Below are 20366 nucleotides of genomic sequence, written 5' to 3'. Positions count from 1 at the left end.
TCTCAGACGACGACACCGGCCCGGTTGGTCGACATGGTCAGCTTGCGCTCTGCACGCTCCTGCTGCGGCGAACGATTGTAGAGCTCGCGGTAGCATTTGGAGAAGTGCGAGGCGGAAACGAAGCCGCAGGCGACAGCCACTTCGACGACCGGCATTGAGGATTGTACGAGCAGGTGCCGGGCACGATCCAGCCGGATCTCGAGATAGTAGCGAGCCGGAGAGCGGCCCATTTCCTGGCGGAACAGCCGTTCGATCTGGCGGCGCGACAGGCCGGCATCATCCGCGATCTCCAGCAGCGACAGCGGTTCGGCGAGGTTGCTTTCCATCAATTCGATGATCGACAGGACCTTGGCGTTCTGCACGCCCAGCCGTGCGCGCAGCGGCAGGCGCTGGCGGTCATGCGGGCTGCGGACGCGGTCGGTAAGTTGCTGTTCGCAGACACGGTTGACGAGGTTTTCCCCGAAATCCTGGCCGATCAGGTTCAGCATCATGTCGAGCGATGCGGTGCCGCCGGCACAGGTATAGAGATTGCTGTCGACCTCATAGAGATCGGCGTAGACTTCCGCCTGCGGGAAGGTTTCCGAGAAGCCCGGCAGGTTTTCCCAGTGGATGGCACAGCGCTTGCCGTTCAAGAGGCCCGCCTGGGCAAGTACATGGGCGCCCGTACAGAGGCTGCCGACGGCCACGCCGCGATTGTAGGTTTCACGCAGCCAGGCATTGACCGATTTGTTGTGGAACTCTTCGACGTAGATGCCGGAACAGACCAGCACCATGTTCGGGCGGTTCTCGCCGCCGAGGTAGCGGCGCTCGTCGGCGAGCGAAGAATTGACCTCGAGGCCAATGCCGCTGGAGGAGTAGACTTTCTGACCGTCCGTCGAGGCAAGCCGCCAGGTATAGGCGGGGTAGCCCAGCATGCGGTTGGCAATCCGCAGCGTCTCGATCGCAGCGGAAAACGGCAGCATGGTGAAGTGCGGGACGAGGAAGAAAACCAGGGAACGCGTCTTGATCGGAGTCTTGCTCATGTTGTGAAAATCCATGCTCCAAGGGCCATTCCGTATTCCTTGCGTCAAATACGTCGGGCCGATGGTCTATAAGCGACATTGGCATGGATATTCGCGGCCGCAAAGGGATATTTGCGCTGGCTATGAAAAATATAGCTCTAAAGGAGGGTAGCGGAGGAGCGGCGAGCACTATGCTCGAGCAGCTAAATATATATGGAGGTAATTCTCAAGATTAGATCGAAATGCGCGCCTGGATATGGAATGTTCAAAAGGCGACGCCCGCTGGGGTTGAGCGTCGCCTTCAGCATTTATGCTCTTTGGCTGTCATCGGGCGGCCTTCGGATTCTTGGTTTCGTCCGCGGCCGGCCAACCCAGGTCCTTGCGCATGTCGTCGGACAGAGATTCGAGTTCGCGAAGCGAACGCCACTGCTGCCAGCGATCGGCAAGGCGAGAAATGAAGGGCACGTAACCACTGTTGGACGGAAACGGGTTCCGCTGGCCGGTAGGTCTGTAACTGATCGTCGTCATGTCCAGGTTCCTTTCTGTGTCAAGCTCTCAAAACGTCACATCTGTCGAGCGTAAATATGGGTCCGGCGAACTCATCAATCAAACGAATAGATCTTATAGTTGCCATTAGTATTCTTGAACGAAAGCCGCTTGCCGGGTTTTCGCTCAAGTGCTGCTAGTATGGACGGAAAAGTTTGTTGCCTCTTTTGGAAAAAATATCGCTGCTAGAATCAATATTCTTTCCAAGGACGTCTTTTCTCAAAGGCTTAGAAGTCGAGATTTGTGGCCAAACCTTCGACAGTCCCGAGAATATGGGTCCGGAGGAAGGCCGCGCGCGTTGACGTCGTCGATCAGATGTGAGGGAAAGCGCGTGGCAATCTCGTCCAGCGTCCGTTCTGCTGTGCGCTGGATTTCACGCGCACGCAACAGAGTGAAAAGACGAGAAGCTTGGTGAAGTGCTTCGCCAGCCATGATCATGCTCCTTTGGCTGTCCACGTTCGGTTTGATATTGCTAGTATGATGCTTCATTGATGTTCAGACAAATGAAATGATGTGGCACTTAAATTCAGAAAAATTGAAAGATACGGATATAACCGCATCGTCTTGCCAGCCTTCCACTGATTGACAATGAGGTCCCGCGTACTGATATCGAAGGCGCAAAAACAAAGAGGGCGCGGCGGCCGTTAGTCGAGTTGTCCGTTGGTGTGAAAGCTGTCTCTTCCCATCTTAGCGGTGGGATCCCGACGAATCAGCAAGCGGCCAAATAGCCCGATTTCAGTCTGAAATTTGCGCATTTTCGACTATTATCGACCTCGGGGAAGCGCAAATAGCAAACAAGTTGATCGAATCACTATGTGGCTTCCAAGAGTCGATTCAAACCCGACCGTCGCCGAAAACTGGCCCGAAGCTCACGGTGGGAATACCTAATTTATTCGAAATCGTGGGGATGGCCTCGACTGATTGACGGGGCATCATAAAAAGGAATTCTGAGCAAACCGAGGGCCAGCGCCAAAAAACCTGAAGCGCCTTCGTGAGCGAGCTCTAGACCGAGTTCGCAAGGCATGATGCAAAGGAATTCTATGAGACCCGAATTCCTTTGCATGAATCGGTCAGTGCATTTCTCCCATTTATGAAGTCTTGGATTTCCGCTTGAAGACCGCCCGACATGCAAGATCTGTTCCAAGCTCTGTCTGGCCGAAGGACCGTTGTGTAGCCGAGTACTGAAGAGCGTGTGCGTGCTCTATCTCGCCTAGCTTTCAATGTTGACATTATTGCTCGTGCGTAAATTCGGCGCGGCGCGGATCACCCTCGTAAAGGGTGTCTTCGCGCCCCGAGCGTCGGAGTCTATTTCGCGTCGTGGTTCTAAAGGATTTCCTTGCAATTTTTTTGAGGTAGCAAAGGAAATCCTTTGAAACCGATCGAGGCTTGCAACTGACGCTCGCGAACTGGGACAAAGAGCTGGGTGGCGCATCTGTCACGTTGCATTTGGTCACGGGTTGGGAGGGCCGGGGCGGACGCTCGACGGAACAACGGGGATTGGGCTTGGAATGGCAGATTTCAGCTCAGATCTGCTGCCGAAAGTCAAGGTCTTCCCATAAGCTCAGACTTAGAGCATGGTCGGCTCCGTCGAAGCGAGAAGCAATGCAATCGAGCGCATCGGCAAAAATAAAAACGAAGCGCATTGGCGTGCGCTCCGTTTTTGAACCCTAGGCTGGTTCCATGTTCAAAAGACCCAGCATGACCTGAAAGGTAACAAGCCAATGACGAAAACTTAGCCCGCGCGCTCGGGCGAATCAATCGGAAAATTGCGAATTGGCCCCGATGCGTGGCGTAAGGGCGCAATATCCCGGAGTCTTTCCCAATTTGCTTCTTTTGATCAGGGCTGTGCCTCTGGGAAATAGAGCCAAAAGGGTGGCTTTGGGCATTGCGACCTGTTCCCGCTTGCCTCTTTTTAATTCGGTGCCGCGATTGATTCGCTCCCGTTCCTTCCAAAGCAGCTAGCTGTCGGCCCCGATTGCCGTCAGTTGAACCTGTTAATCGAACGCGACGCCGACGGCGTACGCATCGGGAGACGTGCGATGTTGAATCATCCCAAGTTATTGCCTGAGGTCCAGTTCAGCACAGGTGATTTCGACGATCAGGAGGTCGAACTGCCCAATTTCCGAGAGGTTGATGATGTCCTACGTGTCATATTAAGCGCGGTTTCCAGCCGCCCAAACCGTAATCCGTTTTAGCGGTTACACGTGGTAACCCGGCGCGGTCTTCCGATTATCTGCGCCGGGGCACGTCCAGCGAGGCGGAAGTCTAGATCCAGTACCTCCTTCGGTTGAGTCCCTGATTATCTCGCCAACACGGGATGCATGCGGCTGCAACCTGCCCCTACGCATATTAGCCCAAGAAGGTCCTGAAATGGGTACGGGTATCGAGTGAGGCTACAGATCTCTAATAGAGAGGTTCACTATGCGTGGTTTCCGAAAAATTATTCGGCAATTCAACCCCGGCAATCCAGTACCCGTCCTTGGGAAAATGAACGAAATCTGGATTTTCCCAGAGAGTTCTTCCGATGAAGCGGGCGGGATCGCGAGCTGTTATTGTAAAGTCTCCTCCAGCATTAAAGCGCTCAAGCAACTCGGATCGATTGAGCGGACGTCCCGCTTCCAGCAGTATTTTCTTCGCGCGCGTTACGACTTCAAACGTCATGCTTCCCTTGTGGAAGCGCTTACCAGAACGCTTTTGGTCGCTGTTTTCAGAGTTGTCTTTGTGACCGAATTTCGATTTTGCAAGTTGGCGAAGAAGATCGAGCGCCGCCTCCGCCTTTTCAAGTTCGACGTCAATCGCCCGCCTTGTCTTACGGAGCTTGTCAACTTGTCCAGCGACGAGCCGATAGGCATCTTGAAAGCTATGGCCGGACTGGTGTCCGGTTTCTTGGGTCGGCAAATTCCTGTTCATTATTTCTGTACCCTGTACTACCGATCTCCGTGTGGTGGTAATGTCACCCCGTTCCGGAAGCTGTACCTCATGCGACGTGCCAGCGTTAACACATTCGAACACTTGAACTTTTGAATGAGGAACTACGAGATGAGTATCATGAAGTCTTCGCAGCTGACAGAGCTATAGCTCACGAGCTACCGCGCGACAACTCGCGACGCCGATCCCTTGTGTCCTCTTTGACCGAGTGTTTGCGGGTGGCGGTAGCAAACTGTGCCGCACTTTTTTCAGGGCGTACTCTGCTCGGCCAAATGTCCGGTTTGTAGCCTTCGAGTTTCGTGAAACTTCGTTTGCTGATCCGCCCCCTACAACAGCTCAGGTGGGCACTGGCGATTCAAACCTTTGACTCACATCAAAAGCTGAGGTCACTTATGTCTGGTGAGAGAGATCCATACGTAATCGATTATTTTGTTTTCGGCAGGGCTAAAGATAGCTCTCCAGTTCGATGGGTCGCCAGCGGCCGCAGAACACATGTCGTCGGTCTAAAGCCATTAAATAAGACTAAGCACTTTGGCATTCCGTGGGAATCTCGTGGGGTTGAGCAGCCCGCCCTTAGGATGCTAGCGGGGTGCTCTCGGGTAAAGACGATCAACTCGCAGCCCTACAGTCTTTTCATCGGCGTGCGCGGGATCAAACGTCAGTTCCGTTATACGCCGGACATCGAAGCTCACGTCCACCCCAGTTTTCTTGAAGAACTCTCCGGCGGTAGACCGTTGTTCGAGATCGTTGCAGATCCGTTCATCCATGCGGTTGCTTTAGACAAGGCCGTCCCGATAGTTCTTGAGATGAAGTCAAAGCAGGACAAAAGTCTGGACGACTCCGCAAACCAAACAAAAATGGAGATGGTTAAGGCGATCTACGAGTACGTTGCTCAACCATTCTTCGTTCTGAGCGAGGGGATTCATATCGACCCCGAGTTTATGCAGGTTGTCACCGACCTCGAAGCCGGGGCTCACGACCGCGTCGGCGACCTCGAAAAGTCCCAATGCCTCTTCGCATTCGGGCGAAACCGATGCCTGCCATTTGGATCTCTGAGTGAATCTCTAGGTGGACGGCCTGCCGGGGAGAGGCTCGTGAAGGCGCTGCACTTCAAGCAGTTTTTATCGATCGACCTCCGACGAGGTTTGATCCCGGACGCCCTCGTCTGGTTAAGACAGCAGACAGAGTTCGGACGCGATGTTTGATATTTCGATCGATGACAGGTTCCTTCTGCTGGGAGCCGCTGCACCAGGCGAGTTTGTCGTTACCGCGTTGGATGCGAAGACGATCACGCTGCAGCGGTATCCTGAAGGCGAAGTCTTACCAAAGGACACAACCGCCTTCGCGCTAGAGCACGCGGAAGGCCATATCGTGCGAACCGCCAGAGCTGGGCAAAAGCTCAGCGCTCTGTCTGCACGGCATCTTCTGAAGTTATTCAAGCCAGAGGGGCGTCAGGTCACCTTGGGCGAGTTGGAAGACTGGCAGAAGCAACAGGAGGTCATAATACATGCCGCGACCAAACAATTTTACGGCAATAAATATATCGACCAACGACGGCTCAATCAGGACTATACGAAGACCGAAGACGATCTAGCGAACTTTATTTCGGCATGGCGCCCGGCAGCCGCTGAGCGCGGCCTTGGTAAATGGAGGCCATCAGCGACGACTATTCGAAACCTTGTCCGCAATAGAGTAGGTCACGTTAGCCTGGTCGACTGCCTTCGAAAAGAATCTACGGTCAGGGAACGAGGAATATGGCCCGAGTGGACTTACGCTCTCGCAAGCGAGGCGATCGAGAAGGTATTCCGAAGGGAGCTTCCCAATCAGGCTGAGGCATATAAGTGGTTCTACGGCCAGTTTTACAAAGAGCGTGACGAGGGCGTCGGTATTCTGGGCAAGCGACCGGTGCCGCCGACAAATAGGGTGTTTCGGATATGGTTCAAACAGGCGTTGACCCCGAAAAACCTTGAGCAAGCCCATGGATCGCGAAAGGCCAACAAAAGCTTGAAGGGCGCGATCACTCCGCAGGACGCGGTTCGCCCATTGCAGATTGTCATTATCGATCAGACCCTTGGCAATATCTGGTCGGCGGTTAAAAGACGGACGGGCGATCTCATCAACAGAGCGTTGCCAATGAGCACGACCACTGATGTACCGCCCGCGAGTGAGGAAGGACAGGAAATTCTCGCGTCGAAGCGCGTGGAAGTCGTCTACGCAGTAGATGTTTTCAGCAGAAAGACCCTCGCGCTCATACTAACTTTCGACCCGCCTTCTATCCGTACCTTCATGGCGTGTCTGAAGATGGTGATGACCCCGAAAGTGCAGTGGAAAAAGCGCTTTCCCGATCTTCCCGATGCAACTGATGGTTATGGCTCGCCGGAGACAGTCGTGCTCGACAACCTGCGCGTCCACGTTACCGACAGCGTTCAGCTTGGCCTACTCTCGATGAATATCGGGATCGAATACGCGCCACTTGCCTCGCCCGAATGGAAGGCGATCGTCGAACGAGCAATTGGTACCTGCAAACGCGTGATGGCTACGCTTCCGGGCGGCTTTTCCATTGACGACGATAGCATCAATCCCGCCGACTTCCAGAAATATGCTCAGCTTGACCTCGATGAGATCGACGAGTTCACTACACACAAGCTCATAACTGACCACCATATGAGACCTCATCGCGGAACTGGTGAGCCGCCCGGGCTCCGATGGGCGAATGGCCTAAGAAAGTATGGCAGGGGCATGGTCAGCGATATGCGGCAGCTTGACCTCATCCTTCGTCGGCGCAAGCCAGCCAAACTCACCAGGAACGGCGTTCACTTCAAGGGGCATGGTTACCATGATGAAGGATCGGTCACTCGTTTGCTCGCGATGTTTTCCCATAAAGCGAAAGGGGATCCGGGGGACCCCCTTAGACTCGAAATTACGGTGCTGTGGAAACCTGACGACTGCAGTTCAATAGGCGTGATCGGCCCAGGCGGTGAAACTGTGGTCGAATTACCAAACAGCGATCCGCTCTTCGCGAAGACTCCTGTTTCGTTCGAATTCGCGGCAGCGGCGAAAAAGGCCAACGAGAAAATATTCGACTTACACTATCCGCCCGAAACGAGGGCAAAGTACTTCAGGGAGTTTTTCGAACGCTTGGAGCGGCTGTTGCCAAAGCAAAGCCATAAGGCCGGAAAGACAACAGCGAGGTTACTGGAAGGCGGCAGGGCCGTCGTCATCGCGCCCGACGTCCGCCAGTACGAGGTCGAAATCCCTGTTACGAACCTCGGCGTTTCTCACGTCGACGTCCCAATTGCGTTCGCAGGCGAAGAAGGGCGCTGTGCGCCCGTTACACCGAAAAAGAAAGGGCCGCCGCTGCGGAGGCCGAGAACGCCAGCCGCCGAACCTCCGGCTTCGGATTTTGAAGGTCCGGCATCCTATCCCTCGTATGCGATGTCTGCGGCGGATAGCGAGGCCTACCTCGACAAATTGGAAGCCGAACTGACAGCAACCCGCCACTGAGGGGTCAGGGAAATGTCCAAGCCATCAAACATCACAACCGAATTTCGTCACATGAGAATTCCCATTCCGAAAGTCGAAGAGGCGCATAGGGCGTTTGACCGCTTACGAGAGGCGCGCAGAGATGCGCTGAACGACAATCGAATGACGCCAACCGAGGGTGGCTGTGTCACTTTGTTTGCCAAGTCTCATGCCGGAAAAACTACCATTCTAGATTGGTACATGGAAACACGATTCCCGGACCATCGTGATCCCGATCGTCCTGACGGGCCGCGTCCTCAAAGGACAGTCGTTTTTGTTACTTTGAATGGGGAATCAACGCGAAAGAGTTTTTTGCGGCAGATTCTAAAGGCTTTCGGTGATCCGCTGCCATCTTATGGCAATCCAGACGAAATGCTTGATAGGATCCACAATTACATGGTGCGTTTCAGGACTGAGTTGCTCGTCTTCGACGAGGCAAACAATTTAAGAATCCGTAAAGCCAGTGACCTGGATGCGACACGAACGCATAACACCCTTAGGGGATTCCCCAAGCTTGTCGGGTGTCCAATAGTAATCGCCGGTACGGAGGAAGCGGACGCTAGGATCCTGAGTGATACACAGATATGCAATATAGATTTTCCCGTGATACTGAAGCCTCTAAGTTTAAGTGTTCCCTCGGAGGCCGAGGTTCTTGCCAAGTACTGCTCTGCACTTGGGATACTGCTCAAGCAGCATGGATTGTTCGAGCACAGAAGTAACTTTGTTGAGCGGAACACTCTTGCATGCCTCGCAGCGGCGACGACAGGCTTGCCTGGCCGTATTTCTCGGCTTGTGGAACGAGCGGCCTACGTTGCCCGTGAAGAAGGCGCCAGCCGTGTCGAGGTGCGCCATTTGGAAGCTGCAACTGACCTCTACGCGATCCCTTGCAAGTTCGTTGACTATAACCCGTTTACGAGAGACCGGCTAGGCCGGTAGAAAAGAGCAGCCCGCCGTGTCTGAGTTTTACGGATCATCCGATGTCAAGAGCGCTGTTTCCAACCAAATCAGGAAGCTAGCGCTGCCCGTGAGGATCGATAGTGGCGAGGGGTTGAGGGAGGCTGCGTTCAGGGCCTGTTTGTGGAATGGCTTCCCGCGATCTAGGGTCGTTCTTAGTCTTGCGGAATGTACTTCGGTGCATAAGTTGTCAGCGTTGGCAGGTTGCGATAGTCGCGCCGACCTTCACAAGCTTGCCCGGGTTCTCGGTATTGGCATTGGAGAGCACGCGCTGCGTTTGGAAGAGAGGCCTCCCACGTACGCAAGCCGAGACTTTGTCAGTTTTTTTGGACACAGTGTTCGACGCAGCCACATATCGAGAACCCGCCGTCTCGCGCCCCAGGTGCTCGCACGCACTTCAATGCTCAAAGCAATCTGGTCGCTGAAACCTCTGCCTTGGGATCCGGTTAGCCGAGAGTTCCTTCGCGACCGCTGCCCGTCGTGTGATGCATTGCTTGGCTGGGATTGCGCTTGCGACGGCTGGATTTGCGATCAATGTGCTTTGGACTTGAGAGATGTCCCGGAGCATATTTACGAGCCCAAAGACGAAAAAGCATTCGATTTCGTGGTGCTCCTCCTCGATCCTGAAAGTGCAAATCGAAAGATCTCACATTCGTGCGGAGGAGAACTGTCTAACGAGAGTGAAGGCGATCTGTTTCAATTTGCCGTCCGCATCGCTCAAACATGCCAGCGTGTTGAAACTCCTAGACACGAAACCTCGCTAGGCCCACACCATCTCGAACGGGCGGGCCGAGCCATTCTTGATTGGCCGCAGGGTTTCATGGAATTGGTAGATGAAAAGATTGCCATGTCATCGAACGGTAGAGAGCTTGGCTGGTTCAACAGCAAACCGCTGCGTCGGCTGCAGTTCGACCCGACACTGTCCGTTGCGATCAGAGCCCGGATTAAATCGCTGTTTGACTGTAGTCGGCGCGCTGAAGCTCTGAGACATCGCGACTTTGCCAATTTGAAAATACCTGAAACAGCGGCGTCCACCGAAGCAAGCAGATTGAAGCATCCAAGGTCGGCGTTGCTGAAGTTAATAAAGGAAAGAGACGACAAAGGCGTCGACGATTTTGCGGAGAGCTGGCACCGCGATCCAACTATGACTGCATTCCGGGATATCTGCGATGTCAGGCGCTTTTCCGAAACGCTAGGCCTGCCAGTTCCCGAAGTCTGGAGGCTCTATCAGTCCGGTTTGGCACCTGAATTGTCGAGTGCGATCACAGGGCTCGGACGCAATACTGATTTCAAGATCAAAGAAAGTTTGACGACCAAGCTCGCTGAGGCGGTTCGCCCGGGGATGGGAAGCGGTGCACTCAGTCTAGTGTCGTGCCGGTTTGCGCTAGACCCCTCACTAAAAGGGAGCTGGCCATCGATCTTACAGGCAATACTCGAAGGACGGTTTGAGGTCTGGCGGGGACCCAGATCAAAACGGGGCCTCATTGCTGAGCTTTTCGTGAACGATTTTGCATGCCTTCGGTCCGTCGTCGGGGAAGGGGCTCCTAGTTCGGAAGTCCGGAATGTCCCAATTAGCCACGGCGAGGTCTCGATGATTATCGATCGAGCGCGATCGATCGCAACGAAAATAATCCGTGCAGGGTTGATGTCCGGAGTCCCGACTATTGGGAAATTTGCGGAGTTGCGGAAGTCATGGGTTTTCAGCTTTGAGCTGAAGACCCTTGCCGCGATAGTTTGCCATCCTATCGCCAACGCACATCGAAAGCTTCAGAGTGCCGGGATCAAGCGAACCAGCTTCGGAGACATGACCTTCTGGCAGCGCGACGAAGCAATATCGCATCTCGGATTGAATTTGGACAACTAGATCCGTTCGTGTGCGAACGGTCTATAGCTCAAAGCTGGCACCCCAGCTGGTAATCGGCCAATGGTTGTCGCGTCCTTGGGCAACAATGAAATGGAAGTTGTTCAGCAGTTTCTCCCTAAAGAGCCATACCGTCTCCGTGAACTGCTGCCGCGTCACCTCCAGCCCGAGATCGAAGGAAGGCATATTCTCCGACTTAAACATAAAACCAGCCTCAACACGCTCAGGAGTAAATGGCGTGCGTACCCAGAACGACACGACTGCAGGCCATCGCATTTTTGTTCGCGGCGTGAGCACTACTGCACCGACGATAAGATAGGTGAATTCTACAGACATCGGCGGGGGACCTGGCTGAACGTGGTGCCCGATAGAGCCGGAAGGCCTTTTGGCAAACTCGCCGCTCCACTGACCGACTTCGACTTCGGGCCAACCCATTTTGGTTGATTCCGCTTTTACACGTTTCGCCATACGTGACCTCACCGGGTGGGGACTTATGCAAGCCAGGTGTAAATGCGGCTATTCAGATACGCGTCAAGGCTAACATCCATCGGTCCCACGGCAGGTCTCCGATGCCTAGAGTAGCCGAGAGGCCCATCTAGCCACATGATCGGCGACTGTTGCGACATGCTCCGCCACCGCCAGGCCGGAAATAGCCTTTCTCGGCCGAAAATCGTGATCCCCATCTTCCAGCCAGATAATTTCGATCATTTTGGAAAGCTTGTAGCTAGAGACCTCCTCTCGTGACCCGAACAAATCGCGCGTGCCCTGGCAGATGAGGGCAGGTGTCTTCATTTCCGCGAGATGGTCGGTCCGCAAACTGTCCGGTTTTCCGATGGGGTGGAACGGGTAACCCAGGCAGAGCAGTCCGGAGATCTTTCGAGTATCGTAGAGGTCATCCGCGATCATGCTTGCCACGCGTCCCCCCATGGATTTGCCCGCGATGACAAGTGTCCCTTGCGAACCGAGTCCATCGATCACAGCTTCATATTCCTGCTTCAGGAGTTCGGCGCGTGGGGGCGGCGACCGCTGACCGGTGGAACGTCGTGATGCCATGTAATCGAACTCGAACCGGACGACCCGCAGGCCCTGATCGGCAAATGAGGACGACATGTTTTCCATCCACGTCGTATCCATTGCACCGCCCGCTCCATGGGCAAGGACGATCGTGATCTTGGCGTCTTCAGGGCCGATGACGAGAAAGTCGCGTGGCATTCGGGTTCTCTTAGTTCGAGGCACCAATGTCATAGCAATGCAAGAGCCGCTGCAGAAGAGCCGGTCGCGATCTATGCACCCACAGCAAGAACGATCACCCGTGGTCGTGGCATCGATTTGTCATCGATGCGATCACATCCCGGATCTAAAGTGGTTGTCACGCCACACGAGCTAAGAAAGGGAAATCAACATGGATGATCCAATTCGGAAGGTAATACAGGCCGGGATTATCGGAGTCTATTTCTCTGACCCGGCAACTGGCGCGAAGCTGAGCCGTTTGGAGCTTCGGCGAGGCGTCGACACGCGCAGAGCATTCGAAATCGGTGACGGTGCGCTCATATATAGTCGAGAACACGTGAAGGCTCTGACATTTGCTGCCGTGAAAGATGCATTGCTGGCTATTGCCGAAAATGCGCCTTAATCGTTGTCTCAGACAGGAAAGCCTTCTTCCTTACGGACGTGGAACCAGCTTATTCTGCCGATGCAGCAGCAGGAAGCAAAGATGGGTCTGAACATAGTAGTTGAAACCATCGAAGGTTTCGAACATCCAACATGGAATGCCGCACGCCATGGAACAGATCGTGTGATGGCCATGATCTTAACGTCTCTACCGAGCATCGAAATACGCGACCTTGAGGGCGACCAGCTTTTCAGGCCAGCCAACTTCACGTCTTGGAGGAACGCAGCACCAGATGATTCTGAAGTAAGGTCGAGATACTTGGAGCTGATAAAAATCCTCGAAACGGAGCCGAACTATTGGCTCCATCTGAGCTATTGAGGAGACTGGCCCCTTCCGCCTGCGATCTCCGGCAATGCGATTTATGAGTTCATAGCCTAGCGGAGGGATCGGCTTGCCACACGTTGACGGCACGAGTGCCTATTCACGATTTCGCAGATAGCTTTTCGAACCGCTGTCCGTAATGCAATAGCGGCCACCGCGCGGTCCAGTGCAATATGATCCATCCCTGCACGAGCAACCGTTTGAGGCTGTCGGCTGCATATCGCTGGTGCTGGATCCCAATAGTCCGACAGTACCCATCTCTATAGTGCAGGATTTCTTACTCGCGCTAACCGATCCGTCGCGGCAGACGAAAGTGGAGCCTTGGCAATGATCGATGCCGCCTTTCTTTCCGCTGCATGGTGTGTTGGTTGCGGCTGCCGGTGAAACGAAGAGGCAGATCATCGCGAGAATGGTCAATACGAGTCTGGCGGAATGATTGAGCATAGGAAAACTCGGCACGCTGCTATACCGTTCGGTCGATGCCGGTTCAGAAACCGCAGGCAGGCATATCGCCGTCTGAAACTTGCTTGACGGCATCTTTATTTCCTTCGAGCACGGCCTTCGTAAATTGTCCGCACTTTGACTTCGGTTTTCTAATGTAGGTATTGGCCATTGTACTCGCACAGGCGGTGCAAGCGCCAAGTTCCAGCAGACGGTCTTCGATATCGTCCTGACGCAAACGCGCAGGTGAGTTTTTGGAGCGTATTACTATCAATTCGTGCCATTCGACACCGTCTGAGACATTAGGCTTGGCGAAATCAACCTTGCAATTCATTAAATCTATATCGTCACCGTGGAGGCCATCCGAGCCGATACGCACTGAGTAGCACCCGCCTCCATGGGAGCAGATGAAGCCTGCACCCGTCTTTTGGTTGATGCCATACTGAGTGACGGCATCGATAACATCACCCTGGTGAATATAATCTGTTTGTTCTGGTTGGCGCTCGCCCTCAGTGTCGACGTCGATCGCATTGACCCGGGCTCGCGCGGTGCAAATGTCAGCAGCAAAGGACTGCGTCGTCATCAGCAAAGCGGTTGAAGCTATGAGCCAGTAAAGTAGCTTCTTGGCCATGAGACACCTATGAATCTTTGATCGCGAAAGTTGTCCTTGAAGAGCCATAATAAAGCGAGAAGTTTAAGATCTCTTTTATAAGAAGTTTTGGCATTTGCTCTCGATCTTGACCGTTCGGGTTTCTGGTTGGCGGTGCCAATTGCCCAATCTACAAGGGACTTGAGTTCGCGTTACGATTAGAACCGAGCTGCAGAAGAGACCGTGGCCAAAGTACTGGTCTTTGCGAAGCGATCAGTTGAACTATGGTGGCGTTGCCACTTAGAGCGGACGTTCCGCACGAACCAGTAGGAGGAACGCCCCTAGATCGCGCCATCGCGCGAAGCGGGGTATTGCCTCGCAAGCCTGTGATGTCGGGCGTGGCTCGCAGATTTCGCGGATCCGAAACCCAGCATCGATGACCCCATTTAAATAGTCGCCGATTGTTCGCGGAAATCGAGGAATTGCAAAGGGAACGACGTCCTCATTGTTGATGCCCGCACCGAAACGCCAGTTTTCGACGAAGTTGGTCTCATCGAAATAGTGCGACGATACCAATCCCGTTGCCTTGCCGTTGGCATCCTTCTGCCATTGTAGGCCGGGAGTGATGAAACATGGATGCAAGATGCTGAAGGCGATGAAGCCGCCGGGTCGCAGTAGCCGGAACGCTTCTCGCATTGCAGCGGGGAAATCCGGGCCGTCCATCAAGGCCATGGTGGAGACAACTGCATCGAAGGAGGTGTCAGCGAATCCGGTATGCTGGCTATAGGAGGAAACTCTGTACTGGATACCGAGAGGCTGGCGAGTTTCGGCTTCCCGTGCATGACCGATCATCCGTTCAGACAGATCGATGCCTGTCATGCGGGCTCCCATCGATGCAAACTGCCTGGTGTTTGATCCTTCGCCGCAGCCGAAATCGATCACGTTCAAGCCGCAGATGGAAGGCAGAAAATCAAGGAACGCGGGCAGGGTAAAATGGTCGCGATAAACATCGTAGCCGCTGCGAACGTCACTGGTCCACTGGTCGGCGTTCTCGTTCCAGTGGCTTGCCACGTCCTCTTCTGAAAGTGGGCTCACGTCTTGCTCCCTGTGGATTTTATTGAGGCATTCGCTACGGTCAATGCAGCGTAGCCGGTTCATCGCGGTCTGACGCCAACACTTTGACCATCTCCAAAAGTCCTATCGCGTGCGCTAAGATTTCGATGCCAATCATGGTCGACGCAATCTCGCGTGCGTTGGACACCAAATCACCGGCTGCATCGTCCAGCATTTCAACAATATCCAGACGTCCGTCCGCAGCCATCCTTTTTGAAGCAGAGCGGAGTTGGACGACGAAGCGATCAATCAGGTTGAGACGTTGCGTCTCGCTCAACCCCTCGAAAATCCGTCTGCCTTTGTTATCGCCCTTCATTGAGGCCTCGAATTCAACCCTGATTTCGGCGCATTTCGTGAAGCGACCTGCCACGCCATGGTATCGGCATCCAAGGGCATGACAACCCTGAAGTTCAATTTCATCGGCTGCGAGCGATTTATCTGCCTATAAATCCTTGTTTCCAGTTTCGGGCGAGGAGCGCCCCAATTCTATAGAATCCTGAGAGAGCCATCGGTGGGCCGAAATTGCGGTACGCAGTTCGGGAAGAGTACGGTTGCCCTCTCTGAACAAGGTGACAACGGTGGCGGCCGCGATTTCGTACTCCGGGGCGGCACGGTCGATACCAATTGAAGTTCGCCACTCTTCGAGTGCCTGACTGATGATGTCGAGTTCAACGGACCCGAACGTCGCATTCACAAAGTCTCTCATTGTCTCTCCCGAAAACAAGCGGCAGAGAGATGGGAGCCGTCGTGGCCAATGTCAAAGGGATAACGACAGCAGAATGGCTGTAATCAAATATTTACCATGACTTGCGAGCTTTACCACGCCACGCAGTTGTACTCGGCAATCGGGCAGGTATTGGTTTTGCGTCACCTGCCCGATATCGATCTGTCAGCTTTCATCGATCCCTGGCTGGGAACAGCTCGGCCCGGCGGTTCTTGTCGTGTTACCATTTCGCCCCACATCATGAGTGACGGCGACTGAAATCTTCGTTGTCTCCAAACGGAGCGTAAGATGATCGTTCATCTCAACGGATGGCCGGGTGTTGGCAAATATACCGTCGGCAAGATTGTTGCGGAGCGGTTGGGTGCTCGATTTCTCGACAATCATACGCTGCTGAATATCGCCATTGCACTGACTGATCGAGGCACTCCCGCTTACTACGAGTTGGCGACGAAAACGAGAGACTTGGCGTTTGACGCGATATTGAAGTTGCCATCGGGCGAACCGGTTGTGATGACCGGAGTCGTGGCTTCCGGTGGTTCCAATGATTTCCTGGTCGACAATTGGCGAGCGACTTTAGCATTGGCCGAGCGTCGCAAGCGCTGCATCTATTCCATCGTGCTGTCGTGCTCGGAGGAGGAAAACGTTCGGCGCATGAGCAACGAAGCTCGCGAAGCGCATCGGAAAAAGCGGAAGCCCGAATTGCTGGCTGAACTGCTCAGGACACGACAGCTACTCAATGACGGTGCTACCGCATCTATCGAAATCGACAATACCGACCTTCCGCCGGAAACTGTGCGGATGCCATCGTTGCTTGGCTTCGAGAGATCGCGGCGTCCGATAAATCGGAAACTGGGGACCAGGTTTTATGAACAACGCCTCCATTGCAGAGATATTGGATGAGTTGCGGACGCGTGAGCCCATTTTTCATCGCCTGAATTTGGCACGACGCGTGACGAACTGCTTGCGATGACGGATGAAGATTTCTGGGAGATTGGTGCAAGCGGCAAGGTCTATAGCCGCGAGTTCGTTATCAAGAACCTTCTCGAACGCTACAAGAAGCCAGAACCACATGACTGGCCCTGCGAGGATTTTTCAATCCGAGAGGTCGCAGAGAACCTCTACCAGCTTACCTACATTTTGATCGAGCCGGATCGCCGGACGCGCAGGACGACGTTGTGGCGTTGGACGAGTGATGGCTGGAAGATTGTGTTTCACCAGGGAACCGTCGTACTTGACGATGTCGCATCGATCTAAACGAGAAGAGCCGCCCTTTTACACATCCCTTAAGAGATCGTGTGGCGGCCCGTGACGTATCTAAACTAGATCACGCTTTCGAAAATTGCAAAACGTTCGTCCTGCAAACGTGGGCGTCCGCAGATTAGCAGCCGGGGGCGTGCGCTCAGGCGGATCGAGCGCGTCATAGCGATTTGCGTTTGCAGAAAAGCTCACAATGGGAGATCGACGGGACCACACCCGTGTTTACATTTCGGTCTTCTTGAGAATAGATGTGCGCCATGAGCACGCTGTCGAAAAGCACGATCAATAATAACGGCCCCTGCGGGGTCGTGGATATCGTGTGCGCTTCCTAGCGTAGCTCATTGATCACCACAGCCCTGCCGGTTTTCGGAAGGGCTTGTGGTTTTGGCTTCTCCGATCCGGTTTTCCGTTTTGAGGAGAAAGTCATGTCACATACCCCACAATTGAAGCGTACCTTCGTTGCCGATCTGCACTCGCTTATCGGGCAACGCGTAAAGCTATGTGGTTTCGCCGAAACCATTCGCGACCAGAAGCGCATGCGCTTCATTGTCCTTCGTGATCCGACCGGAAAGGTTCAGCTCACGCAGGCAAAGGACGCCGCCGGGCTTACAGCCGTACTCGACGTTCTCACTCCCGAAAGTTCCATGATCGTTACGGGGAGGGTGACTGCCGCGCCCGGCGTGAAGCTTGGCGGTCTGGAGATCCTGATCGAAGGCGTGGAAATCTGCGGCCTGGCCGATGCCCGTGTTCCGATTGCGGAGGATTCTGGTCTTGATAAGTGGATAGACCACCGGCAGGTTAGCCTGCGCTATCCAAGTCAGCAGCTCGTTTTCGCAGTACAGACGACGCTTGAAGAGGCCATGCGCTCGTTCTGGAAACAAAACGGCTTTCGTGAAATCCATTCGCCGAAGCTGATGGGCACTTTCAGCGAGTCCGGAGCAGAGGTGTTCGCTGTCAAATACTTCGGCACGACAGCATTCCTTGCCCAATCGCCGCAATTCTACAAGCAAATGGCCATCGCCGGAGGCATGGAGAAGGTATTCGAAATCGGCCCCGCCTTTCGCGCAGAACCGTCATTCACGTCCCGTCACGAAACGGAGTTCACGTCGATCGACATGGAGATCGGATGGATCGAAGATCATTATGAGTTGATGGAGATCGAAGAGCGCTGGCTATCCCATGCGATTGCCGCAGTCGCTGAAGAGCATGGAGAAGACATCAAGCAGCTTTTTGGCGTTGAAGTCGTGCCGCCAGCCCTTCCATTCCCAAAGCTGACATTTGAAGAAGCGCGTGAAATTCTCGAAAGGTTGGGGCATCCGCTTGAAGCACGCGCTAACCTAGACAGTGAAGGCGAACGCATCCTGGCCGAACATATAGGAGAGAAGACGGGCCATGCGTTTCTATTCATTACCGACTATCCGACAAGACACCGTGCCTTCTATCACATGCGCCGGGATGATCGTCCGGACCTGACGAGGGGCTTTGACCTGTTGTGGCACGGGATGGAGATTACCACCGGTGCGCAGCGAGAACATCGATATGACCGCCTCATGGCTCAGGCGACCGAACGCGGATACAAACTGGATGCGCTTTCCGACTATCTCAACTTCTTCAGGTTTGGTTGCCCTCCACATGGAGGGATGGGTGTCGGTCTTGGTCGCATTCTAATGCGCCTACTTGGTGCCGCCAGCATTCGAGAGGTTACATTGCTTAGCCGCACCCCCAAGCGGTTGCGTCCTTAAGACAAGCCGAATGGCCCAAGAAAAGTCGTGGCACGTCATATGATGTGCCGCGATCTTGAATGGCCTTGGCGAACGGCTGCGACTAGGAGAGGGATTAACAGGTTCAGGGCTTCCTCACCGATGTTGGGACGAGGCCAGGGCAAAGTGAGTTGCATCGACTTGCAGTTGCTGAAAGTATGCATTGCGTTGGCTCTCGATCCGGCAACTCGGAGGGACTCTCGATGCGTATCGCCAATTTACCAGAACCCCCATACTACATGGTCAGCTTCACCTCTCAGCGTACGGATGTGGACGATGGCTACGGCGAAATGGGTTATGCGATGACCGAGCTGGCTAGTCGGCAACCAGGGTATCTTGGATTCGAAAGCGCTCGTGGAGCAGATGGCTTCGGTATACTGATTTCTTATTGGAAGGACGAAGAAAGCATTCGCTCTTGGAAGGCGGTCGTTGACCACGTCGAAGCACAGCGTCGCGGCCGCAGTGATTGGTACTCCCGATATGAAATCCGCGTCGCGCTTGTTCAGCGGGCCTATGGCTTTCACCATGAGAGCAAATAGATTGGCTTGGATGCCAGCGGTTTCTCAGTATTTCGCCGATCCAGATGGACATTCCATCGAGTTCATCGCTGTCTTTGACGATGCCCCGGACCCCGGATTTGGCGTTGGCCCGTACTCCAGATGGGGCCAGCGGTAGAACGCGCTGACGATCCGGTTCACGGGAGTTCGTATCAATGCTCAAAATTCGGCCAGCACAATCAACTGACCGAGCCGACGTTGTGCGGTTGTGGCATCAGGGATGGCACGATGCGCATGCGGCTCTTGTACCTCCTGAGGTGCTGTCGTTCAGGACGATTGAACACTTCAATATTTGGCTGAAAGAAGCTTCAGATGATTTCTACGTTGCGATGAGCGGTGACATCGTAGGCTTCGTGACCGTTGAAGGCCCGGAAGTTGTAAAACTCTATGTGGACAGGAACGTTCGCGGGCAGGGGGTAGCACATCAGCTGCTATCCTTCGCTGAGCTGCATCTATCGAAAAACGGAGTGCGGGAAGCCGAGCTGTTTTGTACGGCAGGGAACGGCCGAGCTGAAAACTTCTATCGGCGCGAAGGCTGGACGCTCATCCAAACATTTGAAGACGCTTTGTGGATCCCGGAGGGCATCAGTGCTCGGTTTGCCGTCCAAACTCACCGTTTCCAAAAAAATCTGGTGCCGTCGACACCACTGTGAGACTTGGAGACCGAGCAATTCGCTGATCGGCTCATCTGAATACAGCTTTCATCCGATCGGGCTAACAGCTGCGTCGGCGAAAAGGAGGAGTGCCATGACTGAGCGCCAGCCATTCGATCTGAATGCTTATCTGGACGGGATTGAAACGAGGCCATGTTTCATCTGTCGTTGCGCCGCCAGGGATCCAGCCTTCTTTCATCATCTTATATACGAAGACGCCGATACAATGTAAGCGTCCGGCGAATAGATTTTATGCCTGCTTACGGTTTTGAGCCTCGATTCGAGCCTGTTCTTTAGCCATGATGCGTTCGATCGTTTCCGGGTCACAATGATCCGCGACCAGGAAGCTTCGTAGTCCGCCCTTCCAGCTCCGGGCATCGCGCAGGAGTTCCTCTATGCATTCGATGCCGCGGTCTGTAAATCCGGTCATGCCATCTTCGGACCCGTCGTCTATGTGGATCATCTCG

Annotated in this window: 21 protein-coding genes and 1 pseudogene; 11 read left to right on the top strand and 11 right to left on the bottom strand. The window is 54.1% G+C overall.

The window, feature by feature from the left end; all coding sequences use genetic code 11:
* Positions 1-2: 2 nt before the first annotated feature.
* The 3 genes from Q4Q11_RS17305 to Q4Q11_RS17295 form a co-directional block, all read right to left on the bottom strand.
* Positions 3-1022: a GlxA family transcriptional regulator gene (locus Q4Q11_RS17305; protein ID WP_498570272.1), complete on the bottom strand. Its 1020-nt coding sequence runs from the start codon at positions 1020-1022 to the stop codon at positions 3-5.
* Between the two features lie 303 nt (positions 1023-1325).
* Entirely contained in the window at positions 1326-1529 is a 204-nt protein-coding gene (locus Q4Q11_RS17300) for a YjiS-like domain-containing protein (protein ID WP_498570271.1), read from the bottom strand.
* 2421 nt (positions 1530-3950) lie between these two features.
* A complete protein-coding gene (locus Q4Q11_RS17295) occupies positions 3951-4457 on the bottom strand; it encodes a hypothetical protein (protein WP_498570270.1) in 507 nt (168 codons plus the stop codon).
* Between the two features lie 410 nt (positions 4458-4867).
* On the opposite strand from Q4Q11_RS17295, the gene Q4Q11_RS17290 reads away from it, so the two are divergent.
* The 4 genes from Q4Q11_RS17290 (at position 4868) to Q4Q11_RS17275 (ending at position 10815) form a co-directional block, all read left to right on the top strand.
* Positions 4868-5680, top strand: coding sequence for a hypothetical protein (locus Q4Q11_RS17290; RefSeq protein ID WP_498570269.1), 813 nt, complete (start codon positions 4868-4870; stop codon positions 5678-5680).
* Positions 5673-7979, top strand: a complete 2307-nt coding sequence (locus Q4Q11_RS17285) for a TnsB C-terminal domain-containing protein (protein ID WP_498570268.1) — start codon at positions 5673-5675, stop codon at positions 7977-7979. The genes Q4Q11_RS17290 and Q4Q11_RS17285 overlap by 8 nt, the downstream gene beginning before the upstream one ends.
* Before the next feature lie 12 nt (positions 7980-7991).
* Entirely contained in the window at positions 7992-8933 is a 942-nt protein-coding gene (locus tag Q4Q11_RS17280; RefSeq protein WP_498570267.1) for a TniB family NTP-binding protein, read from the top strand.
* 418 nt (positions 8934-9351) lie between these two features.
* The gene (locus Q4Q11_RS17275) at positions 9352-10815 is read left to right on the top strand and encodes a hypothetical protein (RefSeq protein WP_498570266.1); all 1464 of its coding nucleotides are present in this window, start codon (positions 9352-9354) and stop codon (positions 10813-10815) included.
* 21 nt (positions 10816-10836) lie between these two features.
* On the opposite strand, the gene Q4Q11_RS17270 is transcribed toward Q4Q11_RS17275, so the two are convergent.
* The gene (locus Q4Q11_RS17270; protein WP_498570265.1) at positions 10837-11280 is read right to left on the bottom strand and encodes a hypothetical protein; all 444 of its coding nucleotides are present in this window, start codon (positions 11278-11280) and stop codon (positions 10837-10839) included.
* A 105-nt stretch (positions 11281-11385) separates the two neighbouring features.
* Entirely contained in the window at positions 11386-12024 is a 639-nt protein-coding gene (locus Q4Q11_RS17265) for an alpha/beta family hydrolase (RefSeq protein ID WP_498570264.1), read from the bottom strand.
* A gap of 190 nt (positions 12025-12214) precedes the next feature.
* Here Q4Q11_RS17265 and Q4Q11_RS17260 point away from each other — a divergent pair, with 190 nt between their 5' ends.
* The gene (locus tag Q4Q11_RS17260) at positions 12215-12445 is read left to right on the top strand and encodes a hypothetical protein (protein ID WP_498570263.1); all 231 of its coding nucleotides are present in this window, start codon (positions 12215-12217) and stop codon (positions 12443-12445) included.
* A gap of 81 nt (positions 12446-12526) precedes the next feature.
* Positions 12527-12802, top strand: coding sequence for a hypothetical protein (locus tag Q4Q11_RS17255; protein ID WP_498570262.1), 276 nt, complete (start codon positions 12527-12529; stop codon positions 12800-12802).
* A gap of 99 nt (positions 12803-12901) precedes the next feature.
* On the opposite strand, the gene Q4Q11_RS17250 is transcribed toward Q4Q11_RS17255, so the two are convergent.
* The 5 genes from Q4Q11_RS17250 to Q4Q11_RS17230 form a co-directional block, all read right to left on the bottom strand.
* Positions 12902-13207 carry a YdcA family protein gene (locus Q4Q11_RS17250; protein WP_498570278.1) on the bottom strand — a complete coding sequence of 102 codons (306 nt, stop codon included), beginning with the start codon at positions 13205-13207 and terminating at the stop codon, positions 12902-12904.
* A gap of 85 nt (positions 13208-13292) precedes the next feature.
* Positions 13293-13877, bottom strand: coding sequence for a hypothetical protein (locus Q4Q11_RS17245; protein ID WP_498570261.1), 585 nt, complete (start codon positions 13875-13877; stop codon positions 13293-13295).
* Between the two features lie 258 nt (positions 13878-14135).
* Entirely contained in the window at positions 14136-14993 is an 858-nt protein-coding gene (locus Q4Q11_RS17240) for a class I SAM-dependent methyltransferase (protein WP_498570260.1), read from the bottom strand.
* The gene (locus Q4Q11_RS17235; protein WP_498570259.1) at positions 14971-15264 is read right to left on the bottom strand and encodes a hypothetical protein; all 294 of its coding nucleotides are present in this window, start codon (positions 15262-15264) and stop codon (positions 14971-14973) included. Before Q4Q11_RS17235 ends, Q4Q11_RS17240 begins: the two co-directional genes overlap by 23 nt.
* 126 nt (positions 15265-15390) lie before the next feature.
* Complete coding sequence (locus tag Q4Q11_RS17230; RefSeq protein ID WP_498570258.1) at positions 15391-15654, bottom strand: hypothetical protein; 264 nt, start codon at positions 15652-15654, stop codon at positions 15391-15393.
* A gap of 306 nt (positions 15655-15960) precedes the next feature.
* Here Q4Q11_RS17230 and Q4Q11_RS17225 point away from each other — a divergent pair, with 306 nt between their 5' ends.
* The 5 genes from Q4Q11_RS17225 to Q4Q11_RS17205 all read left to right on the top strand — a co-directional run bounded on the left by Q4Q11_RS17225 (position 15961) and on the right by Q4Q11_RS17205 (position 19899).
* Positions 15961-16572 (top strand): AAA family ATPase, encoded by a 612-nt coding sequence (locus Q4Q11_RS17225; protein ID WP_498570257.1) that lies wholly within the window; start codon positions 15961-15963, stop codon positions 16570-16572.
* A gap of 66 nt (positions 16573-16638) precedes the next feature.
* Entirely contained in the window at positions 16639-16926 is a 288-nt protein-coding gene (locus Q4Q11_RS17220) for a hypothetical protein (RefSeq protein ID WP_498570256.1), read from the top strand.
* A gap of 344 nt (positions 16927-17270) precedes the next feature.
* Positions 17271-18671, top strand: a complete 1401-nt coding sequence (gene aspS, locus Q4Q11_RS17215; RefSeq protein ID WP_498570255.1) for an aspartate--tRNA(Asn) ligase — start codon at positions 17271-17273, stop codon at positions 18669-18671.
* 221 nt (positions 18672-18892) lie between these two features.
* Positions 18893-19228 carry an antibiotic biosynthesis monooxygenase family protein gene (locus tag Q4Q11_RS17210; protein WP_498570254.1) on the top strand — a complete coding sequence of 112 codons (336 nt, stop codon included), beginning with the start codon at positions 18893-18895 and terminating at the stop codon, positions 19226-19228.
* Between the two features lie 173 nt (positions 19229-19401).
* Positions 19402-19899 (top strand): GNAT family N-acetyltransferase, encoded by a 498-nt coding sequence (locus tag Q4Q11_RS17205; protein WP_498570253.1) that lies wholly within the window; start codon positions 19402-19404, stop codon positions 19897-19899.
* 250 nt (positions 19900-20149) lie between these two features.
* Here the strand turns inward: Q4Q11_RS17205 and Q4Q11_RS17200 are convergent.
* A pseudogene (locus Q4Q11_RS17200) lies at positions 20150-20366 on the bottom strand (hypothetical protein); the annotation flags it as partial.

The sequence above is a fragment of the Rhizobium sp. UFLA01-1127 genome, assembly GCF_059803845.1.
This window is presented reverse-complemented; position numbering and strand designations above follow the sequence as displayed.

Bases quoted from the DNA above. Each gene is read 5' to 3' on its own strand.
- Q4Q11_RS17255 (WP_498570262.1), top strand. From the start codon at position 12,527: ATGGGTCTGAACATAGTAGTTGAAACCATCGAAGGTTTCGAACATCCA.
- Q4Q11_RS17300 (WP_498570271.1), bottom strand. From the start codon at position 1,529: ATGACGACGATCAGTTACAGACCTACCGGCCAGCGGAACCCGTTTCCG.
- Q4Q11_RS17225 (WP_498570257.1), top strand. From the start codon at position 15,961: ATGATCGTTCATCTCAACGGATGGCCGGGTGTTGGCAAATATACCGTC.
- Q4Q11_RS17295 (WP_498570270.1), bottom strand. From the start codon at position 4,457: ATGAACAGGAATTTGCCGACCCAAGAAACCGGACACCAGTCCGGCCAT.
- Q4Q11_RS17260 (WP_498570263.1), top strand. From the start codon at position 12,215: ATGGATGATCCAATTCGGAAGGTAATACAGGCCGGGATTATCGGAGTC.
- Q4Q11_RS17210 (WP_498570254.1), top strand. From the start codon at position 18,893: ATGCGTATCGCCAATTTACCAGAACCCCCATACTACATGGTCAGCTTC.
- Q4Q11_RS17280 (WP_498570267.1), top strand. From the start codon at position 7,992: ATGTCCAAGCCATCAAACATCACAACCGAATTTCGTCACATGAGAATT.
- Q4Q11_RS17240 (WP_498570260.1), bottom strand. From the start codon at position 14,993: ATGAACCGGCTACGCTGCATTGACCGTAGCGAATGCCTCAATAAAATC.
- Q4Q11_RS17205 (WP_498570253.1), top strand. From the start codon at position 19,402: ATGCTCAAAATTCGGCCAGCACAATCAACTGACCGAGCCGACGTTGTG.
- Q4Q11_RS17220 (WP_498570256.1), top strand. From the start codon at position 16,639: ATGACGGATGAAGATTTCTGGGAGATTGGTGCAAGCGGCAAGGTCTAT.
- Q4Q11_RS17285 (WP_498570268.1), top strand. From the start codon at position 5,673: ATGTTTGATATTTCGATCGATGACAGGTTCCTTCTGCTGGGAGCCGCT.
- Q4Q11_RS17275 (WP_498570266.1), top strand. From the start codon at position 9,352: ATGCTCAAAGCAATCTGGTCGCTGAAACCTCTGCCTTGGGATCCGGTT.
- Q4Q11_RS17270 (WP_498570265.1), bottom strand. From the start codon at position 11,280: ATGGCGAAACGTGTAAAAGCGGAATCAACCAAAATGGGTTGGCCCGAA.
- Q4Q11_RS17245 (WP_498570261.1), bottom strand. From the start codon at position 13,877: ATGGCCAAGAAGCTACTTTACTGGCTCATAGCTTCAACCGCTTTGCTG.
- Q4Q11_RS17265 (WP_498570264.1), bottom strand. From the start codon at position 12,024: ATGCCACGCGACTTTCTCGTCATCGGCCCTGAAGACGCCAAGATCACG.
- Q4Q11_RS17235 (WP_498570259.1), bottom strand. From the start codon at position 15,264: ATGAAGGGCGATAACAAAGGCAGACGGATTTTCGAGGGGTTGAGCGAG.
- Q4Q11_RS17305 (WP_498570272.1), bottom strand. From the start codon at position 1,022: ATGAGCAAGACTCCGATCAAGACGCGTTCCCTGGTTTTCTTCCTCGTC.
- Q4Q11_RS17230 (WP_498570258.1), bottom strand. From the start codon at position 15,654: ATGAGAGACTTTGTGAATGCGACGTTCGGGTCCGTTGAACTCGACATC.
- Q4Q11_RS17250 (WP_498570278.1), bottom strand. From the start codon at position 13,207: ATGATCTGCCTCTTCGTTTCACCGGCAGCCGCAACCAACACACCATGC.
- Q4Q11_RS17290 (WP_498570269.1), top strand. From the start codon at position 4,868: ATGTCTGGTGAGAGAGATCCATACGTAATCGATTATTTTGTTTTCGGC.